This is a genomic window from Bradyrhizobium sp. 141 (genome assembly GCF_023074055.1).
Classification (GTDB): domain Bacteria; phylum Pseudomonadota; class Alphaproteobacteria; order Rhizobiales; family Xanthobacteraceae; genus Bradyrhizobium.
On record NZ_JADPKR010000094.1, the window covers coordinates 20428 to 43730 of the forward strand.

The following is a 23303-nucleotide window of genomic DNA, read 5'->3' on the forward strand; positions in this document are numbered from 1 at the left end:
ACAAGCCTTGGCCCAAGACCTTGTAGGAAAAGTTGCCGCGATCACCGGCGCCGCGTCGGGCATCGGTCTCGAATGCGCCAGAACGTTGATCGGGGCCGGCGCGCGGGTGGTGCTGATCGACCGGGCGGAGGAGGCGCTGAGCAGCGCCCGCGCCGAGCTGGGCGATCAGGCGATTCCATTGCGTATCGACCTCACCGATCCCCCGAGCGTGGAAGCCATGATGCCGCAGGTGCTGGAAAAGGCGGGCCAGCTGGACATCTTCCATGCGAATGCCGGCGCCTATGTCGGCGGCGAGGTGCTTGGCGGCGATCCCGACGCCTGGGACCGCATGCTCAATTTGAACATCAATGCGCTGTTCCGGTCGATCCATGCGGTACTGCCGCACATGGTCGAACGTAAAAGCGGCGACATCATCGTCACCAGTTCGATCGCAGGTCTCGTCCCGGTCGTCTGGGAGCCGATCTACACCGCCTCCAAGCACGCCGTGCAGGCTTTCGTGCATACGCTGCGCCGGCAGGTTGCCAAACATGGTTTGCGCGTCGGCGCCGTTGCGCCCGGTCCGGTCGTGACCGCGCTCATCAAGGATTGGCCCAAACAGAAGATCGAGGAGGAAATGGCGGCTGGCGGCTTGATGCAGCCGGTGGAGGTCGCGCAGGCGGTGCTCTTCATGTTGACGCGCCCGAGAAACGTCACCATCCGCGACCTCGTCATTCTCCCACAGAGCAACGATCTGTAGAGTCTTCATGACCAAGCAACCCGATGACCGCCATTTCCTTGGCATCGATGTCGGCACCGGCAGCGCACGGGCCGGCGTGTTCGACTGCTCCGGCAGACTGATCGCGAGTGACAGCGCCCCTGTGGCGCTTTGGCGGGAAGCCGGCGACGTCGTCGAGCAGTCGAGCGAGGATATCTGGCGTGCCGTCTGCCGGAGCGTGCGTGGCGCAGTGGCACAGGCCGGCATCGCGCCGGACAGCATCGCCGGCATCGGCTTTGACGCGACCTGCTCGCTGGTCGTGCTCGGCGAGGGGGGCGAGCCGCTGCCCGTCGGGCCGTCCGGCGATCCTGCCCGCAACGTCATCGTATGGATGGATCATCGCGCCGCCGATCAGGCGCGCCGGATCAACCAGACGGGCGAAAAAGTTCTCGACTATGTCGGCGGAACAATCTCACCCGAGATGGAGACGCCGAAACTGTTGTGGCTTGCCGAGAACATGCCCGATACATTCTCCCGTGCGTGGCAGTTCATGGACTTGACGGACTTCCTCACCTGGCGCGCGACAGGAAGCTTGTCCCGCTCCATTTGTACGGTGACGTGCAAGTGGACCTATCTGGGTCACGAAAACCGTTGGGACGACGAATTCTTCCGCAAGGTCGGCCTCGGTGTGCTCGCGGACGAGCAGTTCCGCAGGATCGGCACCGAGATCGTGCCCGGCGGAACAAGGCTGGCGGCGGGCCTGACGGCGGAGGCCGCGGCCGATGTCGGTCTCACCGCGGGTACACCGGTCGCCGCCGGCCTGATCGATGCACATGCCGGCGGGGTTGGCACGGTGGGCGCCCGGGGTACGGCGGGCACGGTGCTCACGCGCATGGCCTATGTGTTCGGAACCTCCGCCTGCACCATGACGACCACGACGGACCCGTCCTTCGTGCCCGGCGTTTGGGGACCCTATTTCTCCGCCATGGTGCCCGGGCTTTGGCTCAATGAAGGCGGGCAGTCGGCCGCCGGCGCTGCCATCGAGCATCTGTTGCAGATGCATCCGCATGCCGCGCAAGCGACCCAGGCTGCAAGCCAGAAGCAGCAGGCGCTTGCCGATTGGCTTGCCTCGGAAACAGAATCCCGCGGCGGTGCCGCAATGATTCCGCAGTTGGTCGGGGAGCTTCATGTCGTTCCCGAATTCCTCGGCAATCGCGCACCGTTCGCGGATTCCGACGCGCGTGCGTTGATTGCCGGACTCGATATGCGCTCGGATCTGGAGAGCCTGCTCGCGCTTTATCTGGCCGGGCTGTGCGGTCTCGGCTGCGGCGCGCGGCAGATCGTTCGCGCTCAGCAAGACAAGGGCATTGCCGTCGATACGATCGTGGTCAGCGGCGGCGCCGCCAAGAGCCGTCTCGTGCGGCAAGTCCTCGCCAATACGACGGGCCTGACGGTCGCTACGTCGGCCTCCCCGGAGGCCGTCCTGCTCGGCTCCGCGATGCTTGGATCCGTTGCCTCAGGCGACCATGCCAATCTCTGCGAGGCGATGCAGGCGATGTCGGTTTTAGGAGACATCCATCAACCCCAGGCCGCTCTGGCAGACTGGGCCGATCGGCGCTTTGCCGCCTTTGAGGCCCTGCAAAAGGTCGGTCGGGCGATCAGAAGCTCTTCTTAGCCGCTCTGCCGGCTCGACCCGGCGTCCCCAGGCACGTTTGTATCTGGCGCCGTGCGTTGCCTGTCGTGCGAGAGGGCCCTTGACCGCTCTTTCATCATCTCGACACATATGTCATGATAGAAATACAAATGTACAGTCCGGGCTTCTTTGCCTGGCGAGGGAGGGGTGCCCATGGGTAGGAAAGTCGCTTTCATTGCGGCCTTGTTCGGTGCGTTGGCATTGGCTGGTCCGGCGCAGGCGCGGGTCGAGGTCCAGTGGTGGCACGCCATGAGCGGCGTCCTCGGCGACCGGCTCAATGAGCTGGTCGAGAAGTTCAACACCTCGCAGGACAAGTACAGGGTCGTCGCGGTTGCCAAGGGGAACTATGACGAGGTGACCAACGGGGTGATCGCTGCCTATCGCGCCAAGCGGCCACCGGAGATGGTGCAGATCGCCGAGCGAGGTTACATGACGATGCTGCTGTCAGGAGCCCTTGTCCCCGTGCAGGATCTGGTGGAGCAGAAGGGTTACAAGATCGACTTTTCGGACTTCATCAAGCCCGTGGCGAGCTTCTGGAGCTACAAGGGACGGATGTCGGCGATGCCCTTCAACTCGTCGACGCCGATCTTCTGGTACAACAAGGATCACTTCCAGAAGGCCGGCTTCGACAAGCCGGCCGACACCTGGCAGGAGCTGGAGAAGCAGCTCTACGCCATCAAGTCCAAGGGGATCAGCGAGTGCGGCACGGTGCTGCCCGGCGATTTCTACTGGAGCCTGCTCGAGAACTACAGCGCCATCAACAACCAGCCCTACGGCACGCTCGCGAACGGCTTCGACGGGCTCGGCACCGAGTTCGTCTACAACAAGACGAAGGTGGTGTCGCAAGTCGCGCGGCTCAAGAAATGGCTCGACGACGGCGTGATGCAGATCGCGGGCCAGGGCTTCAGTCCCGAACAATTGTTCACGTCGGGCCGGTGTTCGACCTTCGTCAATTCGACCGCATCGCACGGCAACATCGAGCGCAATGCGACCATCAGCTGGAGCGCCACTTTCCTGCCGCACGAAAGCGACATCAATCCGCCTCTCAACAGCACCATCGGAGGCGGCGCCATCTGGGTCATGAAGGGTCACACGCCGGAGCGATACGAGGCTGTCGCGGCCTTTCTGGATTTCGTCGCGCAGCCGGAAACCCAGGTCTGGTGGCACGGCGCGACCGGCTATGTTCCCGCCACCAACCGCGCCTATGCGCTCGCGCGGGAGCGGGGTTATTACAAGGATCATCCGACCCGAGAGATCGCGGTGCTGCAGCTCTCGCGCGGCACGCCGAACGAGAACTCGCGCGGCTTCCGCTTCGGCAACTTCGTGCAGACGATGCTGGCCCAGCGCCAGGAGGTGGAGGCGGTGTTCGCCGGTCAGAAGCAGCCCCAGCAGGCCATGGATGACGCGGTCAAGCGGGGTAACGAGATCCTGCGGCAGTTCGAGAAGCTGAATGCCGGAAAGACTCCGGAAACCGAGCGTCCATGACGCTGCGCCTGTCCATCCCGTGGCGTGATGCGCGCGCGCCCATGCTTTTGCGAAGGCACGGGGGAGGCGGGTCCGAGGCCGTGCCGGCGGCAACTGCCGGCAGCTCGCGCAGGTCGGGAAAGACGCGGCGGCGCGAGGAGGCCGGGCTGAAGCGAGCCAATTTCGGCGACGGTCCGGGCCTGCCGACGCTACTGTTGCTGCCGCAATTGCTGATCCTGCTGTTCTTCTTCTTCATTCCGTCGCTGCGGGCGCTGATGCAATCCGTCCTGCTCAGCGATCCCTTCGGCAATAACGTCCAGTTCGTGTGGTTCGACAATTTCAAGGCGCTGCTTGCGAGCAGCGACTACCGCCAGTCGATCGCGGTGACGTTCTGGTTTACGGTGGCTCAGAACGTGCTCACATTGGGCAGCGCGCTCGTGCTGGCCTTTGCCACAGACAGGATCGTGCGCGGCCGCTCGGCCTATCGTACGATCATCCTGTTGCCCTATGCCATTGCGCCCGCGATTGCCGGCATCCTGTGGGCCTTCCTGTTCAATCCGGCGGTCGGCCCGCTCGCGCAGCTGCTGCACCATTTCGGCATTGCCTGGGACCCAAACCTCAATCCGACCGATGCGCTGATCCTGGTGACGCTCGCCGCGTCCTGGAAACACATCTGCTACGACTACATCTTCCTGGTCGTGGGGTTGCTCGCGGTGCCGGTCTCGCTGATGGAGGCCGCCGCCGTGGACGGCGCAGGGCCGATCCGCCGCTTCGTCTCGATCGCGCTGCCGATGCTCGGGCCCACCATCTTCTTCCTCACGGTGATGAACTTCATCTATGGCTTCTTCGAAACCTTCGCCATCATCGATGCCGTGACGAAAGGCGGCCCCGCCGGCGCGACCAACATTCTGGTCTACAAGGTCTTCGTCGACGGCTTCGTCAATCTGGATCTCGGCTCTTCGGCCGCACAATCGGTTCTCTTGATGAGCTTTGCGCTGCTCTGCACGCTGCTGCAATTCCGCTACTTCGACCGCAAGGTCAATTACGGGGTCTAGCCGCATGGTCGAACGCTCGCCGGTCCTCAACATGGTCTGCCATGCGATCCTGATCGCGGGCGCACTGATGGTCTGCGTACCCCTGTATTTCGCGTTCGTGGCGGGCTCGCTCACGGTGGCCGAGGTGCAGAAGGTGCCGTTGCCGTGGCTGCCGGGAGGCCAGTTCTTCGACAATCTGCAGCTGGCCTGGAGCAAGGGCAATTTCAGCCGCACCTTCGCCAATTCGATCATCGTGGCGCTCGGCATCACGGCCGGCAAGATCGCGGTATCGCTGCTCTCGGCCTTCGCCATCACCTACTTCCGCTTCCGCTATCGAATGCTCGCATTCTGGCTCATCTTCATGTCGCTGATGCTGCCGATCGAGGTTCGGATCGTGCCGACCTTCGAAGCCGTGGCAAACGCGGCGCTGCCCCTGCAATGGCTCCTGGAAACCCTGCATATCGCTGATCTCTGGGGCTGGATCAGCGGTCATGAGGTCGCGATCGCGCTTGAATGGAACATGGTCAACACCTATCCCGGGTTGATCCTTCCGCTGATCGCCTCGGCCACCGCCACGTTCCTGTTTCGCCAGTTCTTCCTGACCATCCCGGAGGAGCTGTGCGAGGCGGCGCGGCTGGACGGCGCCTCGCCGCTACACTTCTTCTGGAGCATCCTGCTGCCGCTGTCCGTCCCGAACATGGTGGCGCTCGCCATCATCCTATTCCTGTTCGGCTGGAATCAATATCTCTGGCCGTTGCTGTTCACGACCGATAAGGACATGGCAACGGCGGTCATCGCGTTGAAGGGCCTGATCCCGCGCTCCGACAGCGAGCCGGCCTGGAACATCGCCATGAGCGGTGCGCTTCTCACGATGTTGCCGCCGGTATTGGTCGTCCTGCTGTTGCAACGCTGGTTCATCAAGGGTCTTGTCGACAGCAGCAAATAGAGTCTGATCATGGTTTTCATCGCCGGGCATCGCGGCGGACGCAATCTTTGGCCGGAGAATAGCCTGACCGGCTTCCGCAACCTGTGCAGGGAAGGGGTCGACGCAGTCGAGTTCGACGTCCATCAGAGCACGGACGGCGGGCTGGTCGTGATCCATGATCCGCTGCTCGATCGCACCACATTCGAGAGCGGGCCGGTGGGCGAGCGCAGCCTGCGGCAATTGACGGCCGCGCGTCTACGCGACGCCGGCGATGAGTGCATTCCGACCCTGGGCGAGGTGCTCGATGTGTTCAGCGACACCACGCTCGAGCTGCATATCGAGATCAAGACGGATGCGCTCGGCAATCCCTATTCGGGCCTCGAGGCGCCGCTCATCGACGAGATCAAGCGGCGGGGCCTGGAACGGCGCGCCGTCATCACCAGCTTCGTGCCCGGCGTGATCGAGACCGTGCGCCGGCTGTGGCCGGAGGCGCGGGTGCTCGTCTCGCTTGACCGCCGTTCGGCAGAGATGATGGGGGGAATTGAGCCTGCGCTGGCGCAATTGGCCGCCATCTCCGGCTGCATCGTCGCGGTCGAAAAATCGCTGCTGGGGCTCGCCCTGCCGCTCGCCCTCAAGATGCTCGGCTCCGAGCGTCTCGGCGCATGGGTGACCAACGAGCCGGAGGACATTGCTTACTGGCTTGCCCAGCCGGTGCGGCAGATCACGACCGATCGGCCGGATCTCGCCGTGAGCATTCGTCGCAGGCTCGAAACGATGCCGGCGCGCCCATGATTCCCCGCCGTCGCTTTCTCGTGGGGTCGCTGGCCAGCGCCGCCTTGGCTGCGCCCGCTGGCTTCGTGCGGGGAGCGCCAGTCTCGTTCAGCGCAGATCCCTTCGCGCTCGGTGTTGCCTCTGGATGTCCGCGTGAGGATCGCGTCATCCTGTGGACTCGCCTTGCACCGCAGCCGCTCGAGGGCGGCGGCCTGCAGGCCGCGTCGGTGGACGTGGAATGGCAGGTTGCCGACGATGAAGGCTTCTCGCGCATCGCCTCCCGCGGGGTCGAGCGGGCCACGGCAGAGCTGGCGCATTCCGTGCATGCCGAGGCGACGGGTTTGCTGCCGGATCGCGTCTACTGGTACCGCTTCCGTGCCGGTCCGGCGCTCAGCCCGGTCGGACGCACCCGAACCGCGCCCGCGGGGTCGGCGAGACCGTTCCGTTTTGCCTTCGCATCCTGCCAGCAATACGAGCAGGGCTATTTTACCGCCTACCGCGACATGGCTGCACGCGATCTCGATCTCGTCGTGCATCTCGGCGACTACATCTATGAGAAATCCTGGGGATCGCGCCACGTGCGCCAGCACGGCGTAGGAATTCCGACCACGCTCGAGGAATTCCGCAGCCGCTACGCGCTCTACAAGAGCGATTCCGACCTGCAAGCGGCGCACGCGGCCTTTCCCTGGCTCTCGGTCTGGGACGACCACGAGGTCATGGACGACTATGCCAATGATCGCTCCTACACCGTGCGCGACGCCGGTCAGTTCCTGAAGATCCGTGCGGCCGCCTATCAGGCCTATTACGAGCACATGCCACTGCCGCCTTCGGCGCGCCCACGTGGCGCGAACGCCACCATCTATGAGTACTATCGCTTCGGCGAAATGCTCGACGTGCTCCTGCTCGACGACCGGCAATATCGCTCGGCATCGGCGTGTGTCGGAAGTGGGCGGCCGACCTGGGCGACGGATTGTGCAGGCCGGACCGACGAAGCGCAGACCATGTTGGGCCAGGAACAGGAGCAATGGCTGGATGCGCGCCTGCGCGACTGCCGCGGCCGCTGGACCATCGTCGCGCAGCAGACCTTGATGGCGCAGGACAAGCGCGAAGGGGACGATGGCCCGCACTTCTGGATGGACGGCTGGGACGGCTATCCCAATGCGCGCCGCCGTCTTCTTGATTCGATTATGGCGCATCGTCGGCGCAATCCAATCGTGATCGGCGGCGACCGTCACGCCTTCTTTACCACCGATCTGAAGCGTGATTACGCCCGCCCAGATGGCCCGACCATAGCGACCGAGTTCGTAGGCACGTCGATCACCTCAGACGGGCCGAGCGAAGCCAGCGTGCGCAAGGCGCTGGCGGAGAATCCGCATCTGATCTATGCGCGTGGCGACAAGCGCGGCTATGCGATCGTCGAGCTCGACACCCGGCATTGCACCGTGAGATTCGAGGCGCTCGACGACGTCAAGGACGCCGCGAGCGCCGTGCGCCGGCTGAGGAGCTTTGTGGTCGAGGATGGCGTGCCGGGCGCGAAGACCCCATGACGACATCCGCATGCCGCAGATTTGACGGCCAACGAAAGATCGCCTCAAATGCCTCGACGTCTGACTGTGCTTTGTGGCCGCTGCGGGGGGTGAGCCGTGACTGATCAAACCATCCTGCGGGTCGCCTGGCTCTACTACATGGAGAACCTGACCCAGGCCGAGATCGGCGAGCGGCTCGGGTTGACCCGCGCCCGCGTGAACCGCATGCTGTCGGATGCGCGGCAGACCGGCATCGTCAACATCCGCCTCAACTCCGCCTTTGCGAGCTGCACGGAGCTGGAGCACCGCTTGCGCCGGGAATGCGGCCTCGAAGATGCCATCGTCATCCCGAGCCCGGAGAATCCTGAGCAGGTCGGCAGCCTAATCGGGATGGCGGCGGGCGCGTATCTGTCCAAATTCCTCGAGCAGAAGCGTCCGCGCATCATCGGTATCGGCTGGGGCGCGACCTTGCGCGAGACCATCCGTTACGTCACGCCGGCCGACTATCCCGAGCTCTCCATCGTCAGCATGATGGGCGGCCTGTCGCGCGGACTCGAGCTCAACACTTTCGAGATTGCGGGCGAGCTCGCCCGCCGGCTGCACGCCCAGTGCAGCTATCTGGCGGCTCCGATCTTCGTCAGCAGCCGACGCTCACGCGACACTTTCCTGGCCCAGGAGGTCTATCAGGAGGTGCTGAACAGTTTTGAGAAGATCGATCTTGCGCTTTTGAGCATGGGAGACATGACGCCGCGCTCGCTGTTGATGCGGCATGGGCTGCCGCCGGACGTCCGTGCCGAGCATCTGCGGGCGGCAGGCGCCGTCGGTGACGTGTTGGCGCAATTTCTCGACAAGGCCGGCCGTCCCATCGACCACGGCATCAACAGCCGCGCCATTGCGATGCCGCTCGACGAGCTGGCGCGCGTATCGACCTCGATGCTGATCGCCGGGGGGCTTAACAAGGCGCCGATCATCGCGGCGGTGCTGCGCGGCCGGATCGGCAAGGTGCTGGTGACCGACGAGAACACCGCCATCGCCGCGCTGAAGCTGATCGACAAGCACAAATAGCCGCACTTTCCGCCACCGCTATGACATCCGCGACGTCGACACCCTCTCCACGCGCAGCCGACGTGCGCCGAAAGGCGTGCAAAAGCATTTGTCACATCGCAGTTACATATGTAATATGAGGGAGACAATTGCTCAGAAGGATGGCGTCGACATGCGCGCTGCGGTACTCCAGGACATTCGTGATATCCGCGTCCTCGATATCCCCGAGCCGAAGCCGCTCGCGGAGGACGAGCTCATCGTCCGCGTCAAGGCTGTCGGCGTCTGCGGCAGCGACCTGCATTCCTATCTTGAGGGCGGAACGACCGGTCCGACCAGCGTCAAGCCGTTCGTCCTGGGGCACGAATTCTCTGGCGTGCTCACGCCGGACTCGGCGCGCAAGGCGGGGTTCTCGGCGGACGCGCTGGTGGCGGTCGATCCTTCCATTCCCTGCGGCCATTGTGAATGGTGTCACCGTGGGCAGACCAATCTCTGCCCCAATGTGAAGTTCCTCGGTTACGCCCCTCACAACGGCGCCATGGCCGAATTCGTTTGCGTGCCGAAATCGGCCGTGCATTTGGTGCCTGACAGCATCGACCCGGCTGGCGCAGCGATCCTGGAGACACTCGGCGTCGCGATCCATGCCATGGATCTGGCGCGTCCGCGGCTTCTGGAAAGCGTGGCGGTGCTCGGCTGCGGGCCGGTGGGATTGCTGCTGGTGCAACTAGCGCGGCTCGCGGGCAGCGGAAAGATCATCGCGATCGACCCGGTCGAGCAGCGTACCGCACTGGCCTGCGACCTCGGTGCGGACGTGGCGTGCCGCAGCTATGCCGAAGTTGGCGGCGCCACCGAAGGCCGCGGCGTCGATCTGGTGATCGAGGCAACCGATTCCTCCCACGGCTTCGAGCATGCGGCGCGTTGCGCCCGTATCGGCGGCCGAGTGGTTCTCGTCGGCATCCCCGAGAACAACCAGTACATCCTCAGCGGCGCGGAGTCGCGCCGGAAAGGTCTGTCGATCAAGTTTTCACGGCGCATGCCGGAAGTCTATCCGCGTTCCATCGCGCTTACGCGAGGCGGGCAGGTCAAGCTGGCGCCGCTGGCCACGCATCGCTTCTCGCTCGACCAGACGCCTGCCGCGTTCGAGCAGCAGGTCGCGCGGCGCGATGGAATCATCAAGGCGATCATCTGCCCGTAGATTGAGTGCCGTCTCGTCAAGAGCCTGGTGCAGTGGGAGCAGGCACAGAAGCAGGACCGGTCGTGATGGCGAAATCGTCGAAGTTGGTCGTCGCCCGAAAAGGGCGCGTGCTGATGGTCAGACGCAGACGCGACGGGCTCTGGATGTTTCCCGGCGGCCGAAGGCGGGCAGGCGAGAGCGACAGGAGTTGCCTCCGTCGCGAGATCAAGGAGGAGCTTCCCAAGCTGAAGCTCGGGCCGTTGAAGCTCTGGAAGGAAGTCAAAGCGAGGAAGAGCCGAACCGGCCGGCGGATGAGCGATGCGATCTTCCTGGCCAAGAAGGTGTCGGGGCGGCTGAAGGTCGGTGACAAGAAGGAGATCGACAGAGCGGTTTGGCGCAAGCCTCGCGGCGCCAGACTGACGCCGACCTCGCGCTACATCCGCGACAAGCTGTTTCCCAGGCGCGGCCGCCGCTAGGTCTTTTGCGCCAATCGGATCCTTCGGGCGAAGGGTCGCCTATCATGCGGGTCTGGAACTGCTGGTCATTGCAGCGCCTGGCGCAGGAGAGCGAGCAACTCCTCGTGGATCCACCCGTTGGAAGCGATCTTGTCGAGGTCGTCGTTGCGGCACGGACGCCCCGTCAGTGTCGTGACTTTTCCGCCGCCGGCCCACACCATCGGCATCGCGGCCGCATGCGAGACGATGTCGGCTTTCAGGGAGACAAAGCCGTCCAGGCGACCCGAGGCCACCATCGTCGTCTCGAAAGCGCCCGAGACGACGATACGCACGCCGCGCACCACTGTGCCGAGCAGTTCGATCACGCGCGTCGTCCGCCGGACTTCGTCGGGCGAGAAATGCGAGGTCAGAATCACCGAGATCACCGCATCCGATAGTGACCGCGTCGTGGAGACGCGGGCAGGCACGCCGTCGATCGTCGCGCCTTCCCCCGCGAGATAGCGCGCCGTCAGTCCGATCTTGGGCGCGTTGATCAGGCCAAGTTTCGTCTCACCGTCGACCTCGTAGGCGACCGTGACGGAAAACCACGGCAGCCCCCGCGCGTAGTTGATCGTGCCGTCGAGCGGATCGATGATCCAGCGCGCCGCATTGTCCCCCGGGCTCGCGCCGCTCTCTTCGGCCAGGATGCCGGCATCCGGCGTCAGCGCCTTCAAGCCCGCGACGACGATCGCTTCGGCGGCGAGATCCGCCTCGGTGACGATGTCGAGATGGTCCTTGCGCTCGGTGCGCAGCGGCGTGGATTGCATCGCGACCAGCCGGGTCGCCGCCTCGGCGACGACGGCCTCTGCGCGCGCTAGCAGTGTCGGAAGGCCATCGCCCCGGTCCGCTCCCGGACGGTCTTGGTCGGCCGCGATCTCGAATGGGCGACCATAGTCTCCGACCGGAACGAGGTGGCTGCTGGTGCCCATGTCCGGCCGCCAGACATGCAAAGCGAATCCCGACGGCTCCTTGATGAAGCGATTGCTACGACCGGGCCGCAGGTCGAGCGCGACCTGATGCGCCGTGCTTGGGGCGACGTAGCCCACGGTCCCCGCGTAGCGCACCGTGATCGAGCGATGATAGTGGCCGCACAGCACGCGTTCGATTTCGGGATGGTCCTTGATGATTGTGTCGAGCGCGTCTGCCCCGAGGAGCCGCAGATCGTCCATCCCGTCGGCCCCGACCAGGAACGGCGGATGATGAATGACGACAACCGTCGGCTTGCCGCGCCCGGTCGCGAGCACGTCGCGCAGCCATTGCTGCCGGGCCACGCAGAAGGTGCCGTGAATTTTTCCGGCTTCGACGCTGTCGAGGAAGATCAGCCGAACCGGGAAAGCATCCACCACAAAATTAATGAAGCCGTCGGATGGAAGATAGCGGTGGCGCGGGCGGAGCGACCGGATGAGCTGCTCGCGGCGGTCGTGGTTGCCGGGAATGACGAACACCGGCATCGGCAGCCTGGCAAGGCCAGCGGCGACAATCTCGTATTCCTCTTCGAGCCCCTCATCCGTGAGGTCGCCGCTGATCATTACGCAATCGGGCCGTGGGTCGAGCCTCAGCACGGCGTCGATCGCGTCGTGCAACATCGCGTTGGTATCGACATCGCCGTAAGCGAGCTTGCCGGGCGGTCGGACGTGCAGATCGCTCAACTGGGCAATGATGAACACAGAATTCCGCCTCCCGAACAGAAGAGTTGCGGCCGGCGTCCGGCCGCTTGCCGCAATTCATCGCCAGCTGCCTACGAGCTCTTCATCAAGGCGTTGCTTTCCTTGACCATGCGATCTAGTCCGGCTTCGACGGGCGTCTCGCCGCGCATGACGGCATGGATGATCTCGCGCTGCGTGCGCCAGATCTTCACGGACTGTCCGCCGGGATAGCCCTGCCACGGTTTCGCGCGCTCGATCTGCTGCGACACGGTGCGGAAGTTCGGGTTCTTGTCATAGAACGGGGCCAGGAATTCGGGACCTGAGGCACGCAAATTGGTCGGCATATAGCCCGTGGTCTCGACAACGATCTTCTGCGCTTCCGGACCGCTCACGAATTTCAGGAACTCCCACGCGGCCTGCTGCTTCGCCGGATCTTTCGCCGTGATGATCGCCGCGTTGCCGCCGGTGGGCAGTCCACCCTTCTGCTTGTCGTCGATCGGGAAGGTGCAGGTGCGCAAGGTGAACTTGTCGCCGATCAAGTCCGTGACTTGGCGCAACCGAGCCGGTGTGTCGGCGAAAATGCCGGTTTTCCCGGCGATGAACTGCTGACGCGAGGAGTCCCAATCGATCAGCGGCATCTTGGCGTCGGCAACGAACCGTCGGCAATGGGTCAGGGCCTTCACCCCGGCGTCGTTGCCGAAACCGGCAGCGGTTTCCGACGCGTCGAGCATCTGGCCACCACCTTGCAGGATCAGGGAACGGAACAGCCAATCGTCGGGCCAGTCGTGGATGTTATAGGCGATACCGGCGACATCGGACCCCTTGCTCTTGATGCTGACGGCGAGGGCGATCATGTCCGTCCAGTTGTGGGGCATCTTGTCGGGGTCGCCACCCGCATCCTTCACGAGCTGCGTGTTGAAATAGATGATCGGTAGCGAGGCATTGAACGCGAGGCCGTAAATCTTGCCGTCGACCGCCCCGAGCGCCAGGATCCCGTCGGAATAATTGGCCTTGCGCCAGGCGGCGTCCTCCTTCTGCAGCAGCGGGGCAACCTCGGTGATCTGCTTGCGTTTCATCAGCGTACGCACGAGCTCGGCGAGCAGGTGGTAACCCGAATAGTAGACGTCGGGCAACTGGTTGGTGACGGCCTGCCGCAGCATGGTCTGATGACCTTCGTCATAGCTCGCCGCCGGCGCCCGGAACTGGATCTTGATGCTCGACTGCCGCTTCATGAACTCCTGAGCGATCGGCTCATGGAATTTCGCGAAGGCGGGAAAGGCATAAAGCACATCCAGCGTCACGTCTTGCGCTTGCGCCGAGCGCGTCAGGAACGGGCTGGAAAGCACGGTCGTCCCGACGGCAGCGGCGCTCTTCAGGAGGTCTCGGCGATGCAGCATGACGGTGTCTCCCCTGGCAGTGGTTGAAGTCATTTGATTCCGGTCATCGTGATGCCAGCAATGAAACGCCGCCGCGCGATCAGGAACGCGATGACCAGTGGCGCTGTGATGATGGTGGCGCCGGCGGCGAGCGCCCCGTAATTCGAGCCCAACTCGGAATCGGCGAAATACATCATGCCGAGCGGCGGCGTCGCGAGCTTGGTGTCGGAGACGACGATGAGCGGCCAATACAGGTCGTTCCAGTGTGCCACGACTGAGAAGATCGAAAACGCCGCGATGGCCGGCCAGGCGCTCGGCACGACGATGCGCCACACGATCTCGAACTCGCCGACGCCGTCCAGCCTCGCGGCCTGGATGATCTCGTCCGGATAGGACTTGAAGAACTGGCGGAACAGGAAGATCGCGAATACTGACAGGAAGAACGGCATCATCATCGAGAGGTAGGTGTTGAGGATGCCGAGCTCGGCGAACGCGATGTAAAGCGGGAGCGAAGGCGCCTGGACCGGAATGCAGAGTCCGAGCAGGACCAGCGAAAACAGGATCGGCCGTCCCGGAAACCTCAGCTTGGCGAGCGCATAGGCGCAGGGAATGGCGACTAGCAGCTGGACGACGAGGATGCCGCCGCAGACGATGAGACCGTTGAGCAGGAAGCGCAGCAGCGGCGCGGTGCTCAAGGCAGATTCGAAGTTCTGCCAACCATAGAACTGGCGGGGCCAGAGCCGGAACGTCGCCTCGAAGATCTCGCCCGGAGGCTTGATCGCGCTGGTCAGCATGAAGACGAACGGCAGCAACATGAAGACCGCGCCGCCGATCAGCACCGCGTGGACGAGCGCAAGCGACACGAGGCGCCGCATCCGGATCGCCACTGGCGTGGGCGGGCGAGCGATCGTGGTCGATGTGCGCATCAATAGTGCACCCGTCGGTCGAGGATGAAGGTCTGCAGCACCGAAAACACCAGGGTGAACGCGAGGAAGACCAGCGTGAGTGTCGCCGCATAGCTCATGTGAAAGTACTGAAACCCCTCCAGGTAGATGGCATACAGGAGCACCTCGGATGCGCCTCCAGGACCGCCACGCGTCATCACCGCGACCGTGTCGAAGATCTTGAACGCCGTGATGAACGTCGTCACGGTCACGAACATCGTCGTCGGACCGAGCATCGGCCAGGTCACTTTCAGGAAGCGATCAATGGGATGGCTCGCGCCGTCGATGTCGACGGCCTCATAGAGGTCGCGAGGGATCGCCGAGAGGCCGGCGAGGAACAGCACCATGTTGAACCCAACGAGCTGCCAGATGCCGATCGCCGCGAGCGTCGGAATGACGAGGCGCGGATCGCTCAGGAATGCCGTCTCGGCGAAACCCAGCCCCTTGAGAGCCTGATTGATGAGCCCCAGCGTCGGGTGCAGCAGGAACTGCCACATCGTGGCCATTGCGATGAGCGTCGAGGTGACGGGGAGAAAATAGATGACCTCATAGAGGCTGCGCGTGCGCTTGCGCTGGTGGATCAGGATTGCGACGAGCAGCGAGATCAGGACGCCGCCGGGCACGACAATCGCCACGTAGAGCAGCGTGTTGGTCACCGATCGGCGAACTACGGAATCCTGCAGCGCCGCGCTGAAGTTTTTGAGGCCGACGAACGAGAAATCGAGCGCGCCCAGCTCGTAGTTGGTGAAGCTGAGAAATGCGAGAGCAGCCAGCGGCGCCAAGTTCGTCAGGACCAACAGGATGAAGGCCGGTGCTGCAAAGCCCAGGCCCGCGAACCGTTCGATCCATCGCTGGCGGCTGGCTGGCGGCGCCGCGTCGAGCGGAGTGATTTGAGCCGTGGCCGTGGTCATCGGACCTCGCTCGCGCGGCGTACGTCGCGGCTGGCCGCATTGCGGCTTTCCACCTCGATGCGGCGGCCATTGTTGTCGAACACGTGACAATCCCGTGGCTCGAAGGCGAGCGTGACCTCGCCCTCGGGAATGGGCATGCCATTGTCGATCCGACAGAGTACCGCCACCTCCGGAGAGGCCACGAGGTCGAAGTGAAGGATGCTTTCGGAGCCGAGATTTTCGCGGCGCCGGAACCTGCACGTGACGGCGCACGGGCCGCCTCCGATCCGCATCGCTTCCGGACGCACCCCGACCGTCAGTTCCGGAGCCGGCACGTTGCGAACATCGATCGGCAGCGTCCGGCCGAGCAGCTCGACCTGGCCGCCGGGGCCCACACGGGCCGGAAATAGATTGATCGCCGGACTGCCGATGAACTGCGCGACCGCGGTCGTGGCGGGCCGGTCATAGACGTCGGCGGGTGTGCCGAGTTGGAGTATGTCGCCGTGATCCATCACGGCAAGGCGATCAGACATCGTCATCGCCTCTATCTGATCGTGTGTCACGTAGATCATCGTGACGCCGAGACGCGCGTGCAGCTCGGTCAGCTCGCCGCGCATGTGCACACGCAGCTTGGCGTCGAGATTCGACAACGGCTCATCCATCAGGAAAGCTTGCGGATGACGCACCATGGCGCGGCCGAGCGCGACGCGCTGCCGCTGCCCGCCCGAAAGCTGTCCAGGACGGCGGTGAAAGAACGTCTCGATGCGAAGCTGCTCCGCGACGGCCCGGACCTCACGCGCGATCTCGTCCATGACGCGCCTGCGGCGGGGCGACAGATGACGCATCAAGGGCAGGCGCTCGAACAGGTTGAGGCGTGTCATGGTGAGCGGCAGCGCCATATTGTCGAACACCGACATGTGGGGATAGAGCGCGTAATTCTGGAACACCATGGCGATTCTGCGTTCGTGAGGCCGCAAATGGTCGACCGAGGTCCCGCCGATCGACACCGAGCCGCGATCCTGCGATTCGAGGCCGGCGATGATGCGCAGGAGTGTCGACTTGCCACATCCGGAGGGGCCAACCAGCGTCAGAAACTCGCCGTCCGCAATATCGAGATCGATGTCGTTGAGGACGGCCGTGTCGCCGAAAGTCTTCCGGATACCGCGCAATGTGAGGCCGGCCATCGCAGATCACGCCTCAGCTTCACGCGGCGGATAGACCTCGTGCACCACGTCGTCGATCCAGTAATCGGTAAGGCCTGGCACCGGACGAATGCTTACGTCGATATTTTCGCCGTCGATGTCGTAGATCACTGCTCCAAGCCGCGCGGTGCCGCCCATCGGTGGCGCCAATTTCTCACCGACCAGAAAGCCGGCCGCCGGCCCCCAAACGTAGTGCGTGCCGTTCAACCGAATTTCGTGCCAGCGATGCAGATGTCCGCTTGCCACGATCTCGACCCGATAGCGATGCAGCAAATTGAGAAGGGCCCGGCGCGGCTCCGGCTTGACCGACCAGTAACCAGTGTCGGCCTCGGTCGGTGACTCTATAAAGAGTGGCCGGTGCGTGAACCAGGCAATGCGACGTCCCGCAGCATCGGCCATCGCGGCCTCGAGCCATTGGGTCTGCCGCGCCTCCTCGGGTCCGCCGCCGAAGATCATCGAATTGAGCCCGATCAGGCGCCAGCCGTCCACATCGCGTAGCCAGCGGTCGTCACCGAAGTGGCGGCGAAAACGATCGAGCCGCTCCTCATTCACCGGCTGGTGCGGATTGCCGACCTCGCCGACATCATGATTTCCGGGAACCGCCACGACCGGGACGCCGAGCGAGGCCAGTTGGGCCGCGCAATATGCCGCGTCGGTCTCTTGATCGGCCGCATCGACCGTCACGTCGCCAGTATGTATGACGAGATCTGGCTTGTGTTGCGCGATCCAGCATGCAAGGGGCGCCCAGTTTGCCTCGAAGTGCTGCTTGCTTGGGCTGAGATGCGTATCGGAAATCTGAACAACTCGGACCATGACGCCTCTGCTATGGGTCGCGTGTCACGCCTTGCGTCGACCGCGCAGCGGTCTCTCGCTCGAATCGAACGCGCTGCTCCTCGCCGCGCGGACTTGGCGGTGATTGCAATCGTGGGATCTGAGGTTTTGGCTCTCCTCCCCTGATGACATCGCTAAGCGGATTGAATATTTTCGAATATACATATGAACAACAACGGTGACAAATGTAATTTCAAGTCCGAAGTCTGGACGGCGGTTTCGATCACTGCACTGGGGTTCGGCCGTGGTAAGACTACCCCACAGCGGCTGCGAACGAGCAGCTCGATGAGAAAAAGCCTACCCCGGGCACTCCGATGCCGTTCCTTTTCGCCGCACGCGAGGGAGAACTCATCTAACATTGGCACCAGGCGCGGACCGCGTCCGGCCTTGAGTGTGGATCGGCGTGGCTATTGACCCCCGACCGGCGCTCAAGGTTGACCACCGCATACTCAGCAAGCGCCCAAATCCATTTGGCATTAAGGCAGGTGCTGGGGTCCTTGTTGGAAGCCGAAAGGGGTCAATATTCCGAGCCGCAGTACACCGTAGCTTGCGAGCGTAGGTTTGAAGGAGAGATCAAACGATCGAAGCGTGGCAAAGCTCATCCCGATCGAGGTTGAATGCAGAAAGGAGGTGCGGCCAATTAGTTAGATCGCCACCTGAACCGGATGTCGGTATCGGTGGTTGCGCCTCCCCGCAACCAAATTCGGATCGACCGGATCCGATACGAAAATGGCCCGCATGATGCGGGCCATTTTTGTTTGTGATGCAGTCGCGGCCTTTGTGGACGATGCCGTCGCGCTCGTGCAACGCAAGGCGCGCCTGAGTTACCGACCGGATTGGCTTGGCGAGAGGTGATCTCATCGCAAACCAATTGAATGCATCGCCTCGCCATTCGCTTGATCAGCGTCACGCTGCCGCCTCTTGCATTATGTCACCGGCGGCGCGCGTTCACCGATTGAAGTATCACTGGGAGGCGCTGTTCGCCCGCCCGCGGACTCCAGCATCTCGAGGGCCGGATGGATGGTCCGCCGGTCTCACGGTCCCACCCGGGCCACCAAGTTGCACCTTCAGGGCGCGACAACCTGCCGCATCCAGATTGTATTTCAATGACTTAGCGGCTGCTCGCCCCTCCGAAAAATGTCAAATTGTTGTACGCGCGCCACGGCTTTTCATTTCGCCCTCCGGTAACATTTGCTTGTTTTGGAATTGTGGAATTGGAATTGGAATTGGAATTGGAATTGGGGGTTGGGGTGAAAAGGCTGACATCACTGACGAGCGCTTCGTTGGCCGGCGCTTCGGTCATGATTTCTGTGGGAGCTTTAGCCGCCGACCTGACTGTGAAGGCGCCGCCGAGGCCGGCCTGGACCGATAGCTGGGCAGGGCCCTATATCGGCGCTTATTTCGGCGCCGGTGCCGGACGTGTGAAGGAATCATCGACCGGCTCTTTCAGCAGCAGCTCTGTTTCGACGACCGCTGGCGTGGTCACGTCGAACTCGAGCCTGCTTGGGACGACTGCAAGCAATCTTTCGGGCGACGTGACCGGTTCGATGGTCGACCTGTTTGCGGGATATAATTGGCAGGCCGGGCATATCGTCGCGGGCGGGCAGGTTGAAGGCACGATCTTTTCCGATGTCGCCTTGAAGCCGTTCGGTAACCAGACGTTCAACAGTGTCAGCACCAACGTGCTGCTTGGCGTGGTGACGGGGACCGCCGCCGGCTCGGCGACTGTGCAGAGCAACCAGCAGCTGCGCTCGCGGGTTGGTCTGATCGGCCGGCTCGGTTTTCTCGCGCGTCCGGATCTGCTGCTTTATGGACTCGGCGGCCTCGAGCTTGGTCACTTTACCTTTGCCGACAGCGCCGATCCGTTCGGCGGCGACAATAGCAAATGGGTGGCGGGCTACACGGTCGGCGCCGGCGGCGAATTGAAGCTGACCGGCAATTGGTCGCTTCGCGGCGAATACCGGTACTTGAATTTCGGCTTCAATCGGAGCGCAGCCGCCGGCGGAACGACCAGCTCGGCGACGGGCGCAACCACTTTTGTGTCGACCAGCAGCGAATCCTCTTCGACACATACAAATGCCGATTTCCACCTTGCCAAGATCGGTCTGGTCTACCAATTCGGCGACGCCGGACCGCTCTCCGCAATGGCGGCGATACCTCCGGTAGGACGCGGGACTCCATCCGCAACCGCCTGGGGCGACAGCTGGGCTGGTCCTTATGTCGGTGCTTACTTCGGCGCCGGCGCCGGGCGCGCAAGGCAGACCTCCACGAGATCCGACAACGAAGGCAGCGTCAGCATCCCCGGCGGGACGTCGGCAAGTACGCAGTCGGGATTCGGCAATCTCGCCGGCGATATGACGGGGTCGATGGTCGATCTCTTCGCGGGCTACAACTGGCGAAGCGGCAATGTCGTGGTTGGCGGGCAGATCGAAGGCACCCTGTTCAGCGACGTCACCACGAAGACGGTCGGCAACGAGGCATTCAGCTCGGCTTCGAGCAACAACGGCGTCGTTACCTCGACCAATTCAGGGACGAACAGCATCGAAGACCGGCAGCAGTTGCGGTCGAACGTCGGCGTGGTCGGCCGGGCCGGTTATCTGGTGACACCGAATGTGCTGCTTTATGGCCTCGGCGGCCTCGCGCTGGGACATCTGACCTATCCCGACAGTTATCCAGATTCCGAAGTGCGCGTTGGCGGCAAGAACGGCAAGTGGGTGGCCGGTTATGTCGCGGGCGCCGGCGGCGAGGTCAAGCTGACGGACAACTGGTCGCTGCGCGGCGAATACCGCTATATGCATTTCGGATACGACCGCAACGAGCCGTCAGGCAACTCGCAGACGTCCGTATCGGGTGGTGGTACCACCACGTCCACCAACAGCACCGTCAACGGGCGGCATATCGACGCCGATTTCCACGTCGGCAAGGTCGGTCTGGTTTATCAATTCGGCGCGTCAGGTCCGCGGTCGGCGATGGCGGCACTGCCGGGCGCGGCCTGGAACGACGGCTGGGCGGGACCTTATATCGGTGCCTATTTCGGCGCCGGCGCCGGACGTGCCGCGGAAAGCATCGCGGGCAACAGCAGCAGCACGAGCACTTTCACCTTCGTCGGGACCACGACGTCCACCGGTACCCAATCGACGGCCGGCCGTCCCGTCGGCGACGTGACCGGCTCGATGGTCGACCTTTTCGCGGGCTACAATTGGCGCGCCGGCAATGTCGTGGCCGGAGGCCAGATCGAAGGCTCGGTCTTTTCCGACGTTACGTTCAAGACCATCGGCCCTCAGACATTCTCCTCCGTTGATACCTCGAATGGAGCTGTCACCTCGACGACTTCAGGTACGCAAACCGCCGCCAACCGAACCCAACAGCAGCTGCGTTCGAACGTCGGCCTGATCGGCCGGGCCGGTTATCTGGTGACGCCGGACGTGCTGCTCTACGGCCTCGGCGGACTGGCACTGGGACATTTCACCTACCCTGACGGGGACTTCAGCCGCGGCGATGCCAACGGCAAGTGGGTGGCCGGCTACACGTTAGGCGCTGGCGGCGAGGTGAAGCTCACAGGCAACTGGTCGCTGCGCGGCGAATATCGCTACACGCATTACGGCTTCAGCCGCAACGAAACCAGCAGCTTCGCATCGAGCACGCAATCGACGGGATCCTCCAGCACCTCTTCGTCCACCGACAGCACCACCCGTCAGATCAATGCTGACTTCCACACCGGAAGGATCGGTATGGTCTACCGGTTCGGTGAAGGAGGACCCCGCTCGGCCATGGCGGCGCTGCCCGGCGCACCCAGCGACCACTGGGCAGGACCTTATCTCGGCGCCTATTTCGCCGCCGGCGCAGGTCGCGCCCGACAAATCCTCGCCTCCACTGCAGACTCTGCCCAGCAGAATTTCACCGGCGCCGTGATGACGACGGATTTCGTCAGCAACACGACGAACCGCGGCAGTGCCGTCGGCGACACGACGGGCTCGATGGTCGATCTGTTCGCAGGCTACAATTGGCGGGCCGGCAATATCGTGGCCGGCGGTCAGATCGAAGGCACGCTGTTCTCGGATGTTGCCTTCAAGACGACCGGCGAGCAAACGAGCAACACCCGTCAAGTTCTCAACGGCGTCGTGGCCACAGGTGCCAATACGACGACGATGCAGGCCAGCGAGCAACTGCGTTCGAACGTCGGAGTGATCGGCCGGGCCGGCTATCTCGTCACCCCGAAGCTGATGCTCTATGGTCTCGGCGGCCTGGCGCTGGGCCATTTCACCTTTCCCGACCCCGGCAACGTCAACGGACCCAACGGCAAGTGGGTGGCGGGCTATACGGCTGGCGCGGGCGGCGAGTTCAAGCTGACTCAACGATGGTCGCTGCGCGGCGAATATCGCTACATGCATTTCGACATCGACCGCAGCGAGACACGTACCAGCTCGAGCACGCAGATCCAGGGCGCGACGACCATTCTCAGGTCCAACGCGGACAGCACGTCGCGCAAGACCAGTGCAGACTTCCACATGGCCAAGATCGGCGCGGTCTACGGCTTCTGCTATTGCGACTAGAAGCCCGGCGGCAAGCGCGAATGCAAGTCGCGTTTGCCGCCAAAACGACGCCCCTCAAAACTGCCCTCTCGCCTTCCCTGCCAGAACTGCTTGACCTCGATGGTGCCTTCGACCTCCAGCAGTCCAAAGGGCATCGGCCGCTCCTGTCCAACCGGCGCGACGGCCGGCCTTCCGCGAAAGACCACTCGCGCACAGTGGGGAGCAGCCGATCATCTTCGTGCGGCGGGCCCATGACATGAGACAGGCGCGATGCGCTCGCGGCTGCGGCGACAGCTCTGGACTGACACGAAGCTGACGGCGGCGTTCGCCACGGACGGCTCGACACCACCGGTGGGCCGGCAAGGCGATCGAACGGGCAAGATTACCTGATCGATGCCTCCCGCGTGCCAGTGGCGCGGGCGAGAGGTGATGATGGCTGTTCGCTTGATCGCGCCAGATGCGGTCGAAGGATCACGACCTGTGCGGGCAGACCATCGTCAGGTTGAGTAGCGTCGGCTTGTCCGAGCCCTTCTTGTACTCCCACTCCAGCCGGATTTCGTGCCGGTGGGCATAGGCATCGCTGGCTGCGTGGGTGATGATCTTCGTCTTCATCGGGATCGGCGGCTCGGAGTTGAAGCACTTCCGGACGCAGGCATCGAGCAGGTCGCATCGCGTCAGCGGGATGACGCCGGGTTCGTCCTTGGAGAGAGGGACGGTGTTCGGCTGGGTGCTGAGGTCGACGCGGGCCCGGCCCTTCTCCTTGTGCCAGTACTTGGCGCTTCCCTGCGGCCAGTTCGAGGGTGGGTTCAGGATCAGGTGGTATTGGCCGTATTCCAGGGTCGGCAGGTCGATGTCGTCGGATGCCTTGAGCTTGGCGACGCTCCTCTTCATGTTCGCCAGGGGGTAGTAATTGGCGTTCATCAAATCTCGAAATGCCTTGCCGCTATATACCAGTCCGGCCATCGCCTCTTTCCTCGATATGTCTGTTTGTCAAAAACCATAGCGTCTGGCCGCAAATACGCGCGACGGGCGGCCGATCACACAATTTGTTGTGTGCAGCCACGCT

General features: G+C 63.4%; 19 protein-coding genes. 11 read left to right on the forward strand and 8 right to left on the reverse strand.

Annotated elements, in window-relative coordinates; all coding sequences use genetic code 11:
- The first annotated feature begins 7 nt into the window (after window positions 1-7).
- From IVA81_RS27580 to IVA81_RS27625, 10 genes are all read left to right on the forward strand, one after another.
- Window positions 8-736, forward strand: coding sequence for an SDR family oxidoreductase (locus IVA81_RS27580; RefSeq protein ID WP_247323842.1), 729 nt, complete (start codon window positions 8-10; stop codon window positions 734-736).
- A gap of 7 nt (window positions 737-743) precedes the next feature.
- The gene (locus IVA81_RS27585) at window positions 744-2369 is read left to right on the forward strand and encodes an FGGY-family carbohydrate kinase (RefSeq protein WP_247323844.1); all 1626 of its coding nucleotides are present in this window, start codon (window positions 744-746) and stop codon (window positions 2367-2369) included.
- Window positions 2370-2540: 171 nt separating this feature from the next.
- Window positions 2541-3872 carry an extracellular solute-binding protein gene (locus IVA81_RS27590; protein ID WP_247323846.1) on the forward strand — a complete coding sequence of 444 codons (1332 nt, stop codon included), beginning with the start codon at window positions 2541-2543 and terminating at the stop codon, window positions 3870-3872.
- Window positions 3873-3952: 80 nt separating this feature from the next.
- On the forward strand, window positions 3953-4906 hold the full coding sequence (locus IVA81_RS27595) for an ABC transporter permease subunit (RefSeq protein ID WP_247323848.1): 954 nt from the start codon (window positions 3953-3955) through the stop codon (window positions 4904-4906).
- Between the two features lie 4 nt (window positions 4907-4910).
- Window positions 4911-5831, forward strand: coding sequence for an ABC transporter permease subunit (locus tag IVA81_RS27600; protein ID WP_247323850.1), 921 nt, complete (start codon window positions 4911-4913; stop codon window positions 5829-5831).
- A 9-nt stretch (window positions 5832-5840) separates the two neighbouring features.
- On the forward strand, window positions 5841-6602 hold the full coding sequence (locus IVA81_RS27605) for a glycerophosphodiester phosphodiesterase family protein (RefSeq protein WP_247323851.1): 762 nt from the start codon (window positions 5841-5843) through the stop codon (window positions 6600-6602).
- Entirely contained in the window at window positions 6599-8128 is a 1530-nt protein-coding gene (locus IVA81_RS27610; RefSeq protein ID WP_247323853.1) for an alkaline phosphatase D family protein, read from the forward strand. Before IVA81_RS27605 ends, IVA81_RS27610 begins: the two co-directional genes overlap by 4 nt.
- Window positions 8129-8224: 96 nt before the next feature.
- Window positions 8225-9172 (forward strand): sugar-binding transcriptional regulator, encoded by a 948-nt coding sequence (locus tag IVA81_RS27615; RefSeq protein ID WP_247323855.1) that lies wholly within the window; start codon window positions 8225-8227, stop codon window positions 9170-9172.
- A 151-nt stretch (window positions 9173-9323) separates the two neighbouring features.
- Entirely contained in the window at window positions 9324-10343 is a 1020-nt protein-coding gene (locus IVA81_RS27620) for an alcohol dehydrogenase catalytic domain-containing protein (RefSeq protein WP_247323856.1), read from the forward strand.
- Window positions 10344-10408: 65 nt separating this feature from the next.
- Window positions 10409-10798, forward strand: coding sequence for an NUDIX hydrolase (locus IVA81_RS27625; RefSeq protein WP_247323866.1), 390 nt, complete (start codon window positions 10409-10411; stop codon window positions 10796-10798).
- Window positions 10799-10863: 65 nt separating this feature from the next.
- Here IVA81_RS27625 and IVA81_RS27630 read toward each other — a convergent pair whose 3' ends face one another.
- The 6 genes from IVA81_RS27630 to IVA81_RS27655 all read right to left on the reverse strand — a co-directional run bounded on the left by IVA81_RS27630 (window position 10864) and on the right by IVA81_RS27655 (window position 17687).
- On the reverse strand, window positions 10864-12483 hold the full coding sequence (locus IVA81_RS27630; RefSeq protein WP_247323868.1) for an inositol monophosphatase family protein: 1620 nt from the start codon (window positions 12481-12483) through the stop codon (window positions 10864-10866).
- Window positions 12484-12554: 71 nt separating this feature from the next.
- Entirely contained in the window at window positions 12555-13859 is a 1305-nt protein-coding gene (locus IVA81_RS27635; protein ID WP_247323872.1) for an ABC transporter substrate-binding protein, read from the reverse strand.
- Between the two features lie 29 nt (window positions 13860-13888).
- A complete protein-coding gene (locus IVA81_RS27640; protein WP_247324318.1) occupies window positions 13889-14713 on the reverse strand; it encodes a carbohydrate ABC transporter permease in 825 nt (274 codons plus the stop codon).
- Between the two features lie 50 nt (window positions 14714-14763).
- Window positions 14764-15693, reverse strand: a complete 930-nt coding sequence (locus tag IVA81_RS27645; RefSeq protein WP_247323876.1) for a sugar ABC transporter permease — start codon at window positions 15691-15693, stop codon at window positions 14764-14766.
- The gene (locus tag IVA81_RS27650) at window positions 15690-16856 is read right to left on the reverse strand and encodes an ABC transporter ATP-binding protein (RefSeq protein WP_247323877.1); all 1167 of its coding nucleotides are present in this window, start codon (window positions 16854-16856) and stop codon (window positions 15690-15692) included. The genes IVA81_RS27645 and IVA81_RS27650 overlap by 4 nt, the downstream gene beginning before the upstream one ends.
- 6 nt (window positions 16857-16862) lie before the next feature.
- The gene (locus IVA81_RS27655; protein WP_247323878.1) at window positions 16863-17687 is read right to left on the reverse strand and encodes a metallophosphoesterase; all 825 of its coding nucleotides are present in this window, start codon (window positions 17685-17687) and stop codon (window positions 16863-16865) included.
- 1319 nt (window positions 17688-19006) lie between these two features.
- Here IVA81_RS27655 and IVA81_RS27660 point away from each other — a divergent pair.
- On the forward strand, window positions 19007-22258 hold the full coding sequence (locus tag IVA81_RS27660) for an outer membrane beta-barrel protein (RefSeq protein ID WP_247323879.1): 3252 nt from the start codon (window positions 19007-19009) through the stop codon (window positions 22256-22258).
- Here IVA81_RS27660 and IVA81_RS27665 read toward each other — a convergent pair.
- Both IVA81_RS27665 and IVA81_RS27670 read right to left on the reverse strand, forming a co-directional pair.
- Window positions 22255-22392, reverse strand: coding sequence for a hypothetical protein (locus tag IVA81_RS27665; RefSeq protein WP_247323880.1), 138 nt, complete (start codon window positions 22390-22392; stop codon window positions 22255-22257). The genes IVA81_RS27660 and IVA81_RS27665 overlap by 4 nt on opposite strands.
- A 316-nt stretch (window positions 22393-22708) precedes the next feature.
- Window positions 22709-23200 carry a hypothetical protein gene (locus IVA81_RS27670; protein ID WP_247323881.1) on the reverse strand — a complete coding sequence of 164 codons (492 nt, stop codon included), beginning with the start codon at window positions 23198-23200 and terminating at the stop codon, window positions 22709-22711.
- Between the last annotated feature and the right edge of the window lie 103 nt (window positions 23201-23303).

Excerpts from the sequence above, each read along its gene's own strand:
- IVA81_RS27610 (WP_247323853.1), top strand. The coding sequence starts at position 6,599 with ATGATTCCCCGCCGTCGCTTTCTCGTGGGGTCGCTGGCCAGCGCCGCC.
- IVA81_RS27660 (WP_247323879.1), top strand. The coding sequence starts at position 19,007 with ATGATTTCTGTGGGAGCTTTAGCCGCCGACCTGACTGTGAAGGCGCCG.
- IVA81_RS27645 (WP_247323876.1), bottom strand. The coding sequence starts at position 15,693 with ATGACCACGGCCACGGCTCAAATCACTCCGCTCGACGCGGCGCCGCCA.
- IVA81_RS27605 (WP_247323851.1), top strand. The coding sequence starts at position 5,841 with ATGGTTTTCATCGCCGGGCATCGCGGCGGACGCAATCTTTGGCCGGAG.
- IVA81_RS27585 (WP_247323844.1), top strand. The coding sequence starts at position 744 with ATGACCAAGCAACCCGATGACCGCCATTTCCTTGGCATCGATGTCGGC.
- IVA81_RS27625 (WP_247323866.1), top strand. The coding sequence starts at position 10,409 with ATGGCGAAATCGTCGAAGTTGGTCGTCGCCCGAAAAGGGCGCGTGCTG.
- IVA81_RS27600 (WP_247323850.1), top strand. The coding sequence starts at position 4,911 with ATGGTCGAACGCTCGCCGGTCCTCAACATGGTCTGCCATGCGATCCTG.
- IVA81_RS27650 (WP_247323877.1), bottom strand. The coding sequence starts at position 16,856 with ATGGCCGGCCTCACATTGCGCGGTATCCGGAAGACTTTCGGCGACACG.
- IVA81_RS27665 (WP_247323880.1), bottom strand. The coding sequence starts at position 22,392 with ATGCCCTTTGGACTGCTGGAGGTCGAAGGCACCATCGAGGTCAAGCAG.
- IVA81_RS27590 (WP_247323846.1), top strand. The coding sequence starts at position 2,541 with ATGGGTAGGAAAGTCGCTTTCATTGCGGCCTTGTTCGGTGCGTTGGCA.
- IVA81_RS27620 (WP_247323856.1), top strand. The coding sequence starts at position 9,324 with ATGCGCGCTGCGGTACTCCAGGACATTCGTGATATCCGCGTCCTCGAT.
- IVA81_RS27670 (WP_247323881.1), bottom strand. The coding sequence starts at position 23,200 with ATGGCCGGACTGGTATATAGCGGCAAGGCATTTCGAGATTTGATGAAC.
- IVA81_RS27655 (WP_247323878.1), bottom strand. The coding sequence starts at position 17,687 with ATGGTCCGAGTTGTTCAGATTTCCGATACGCATCTCAGCCCAAGCAAG.
- IVA81_RS27640 (WP_247324318.1), bottom strand. The coding sequence starts at position 14,713 with ATGCGGCGCCTCGTGTCGCTTGCGCTCGTCCACGCGGTGCTGATCGGC.
- IVA81_RS27635 (WP_247323872.1), bottom strand. The coding sequence starts at position 13,859 with ATGCTGCATCGCCGAGACCTCCTGAAGAGCGCCGCTGCCGTCGGGACG.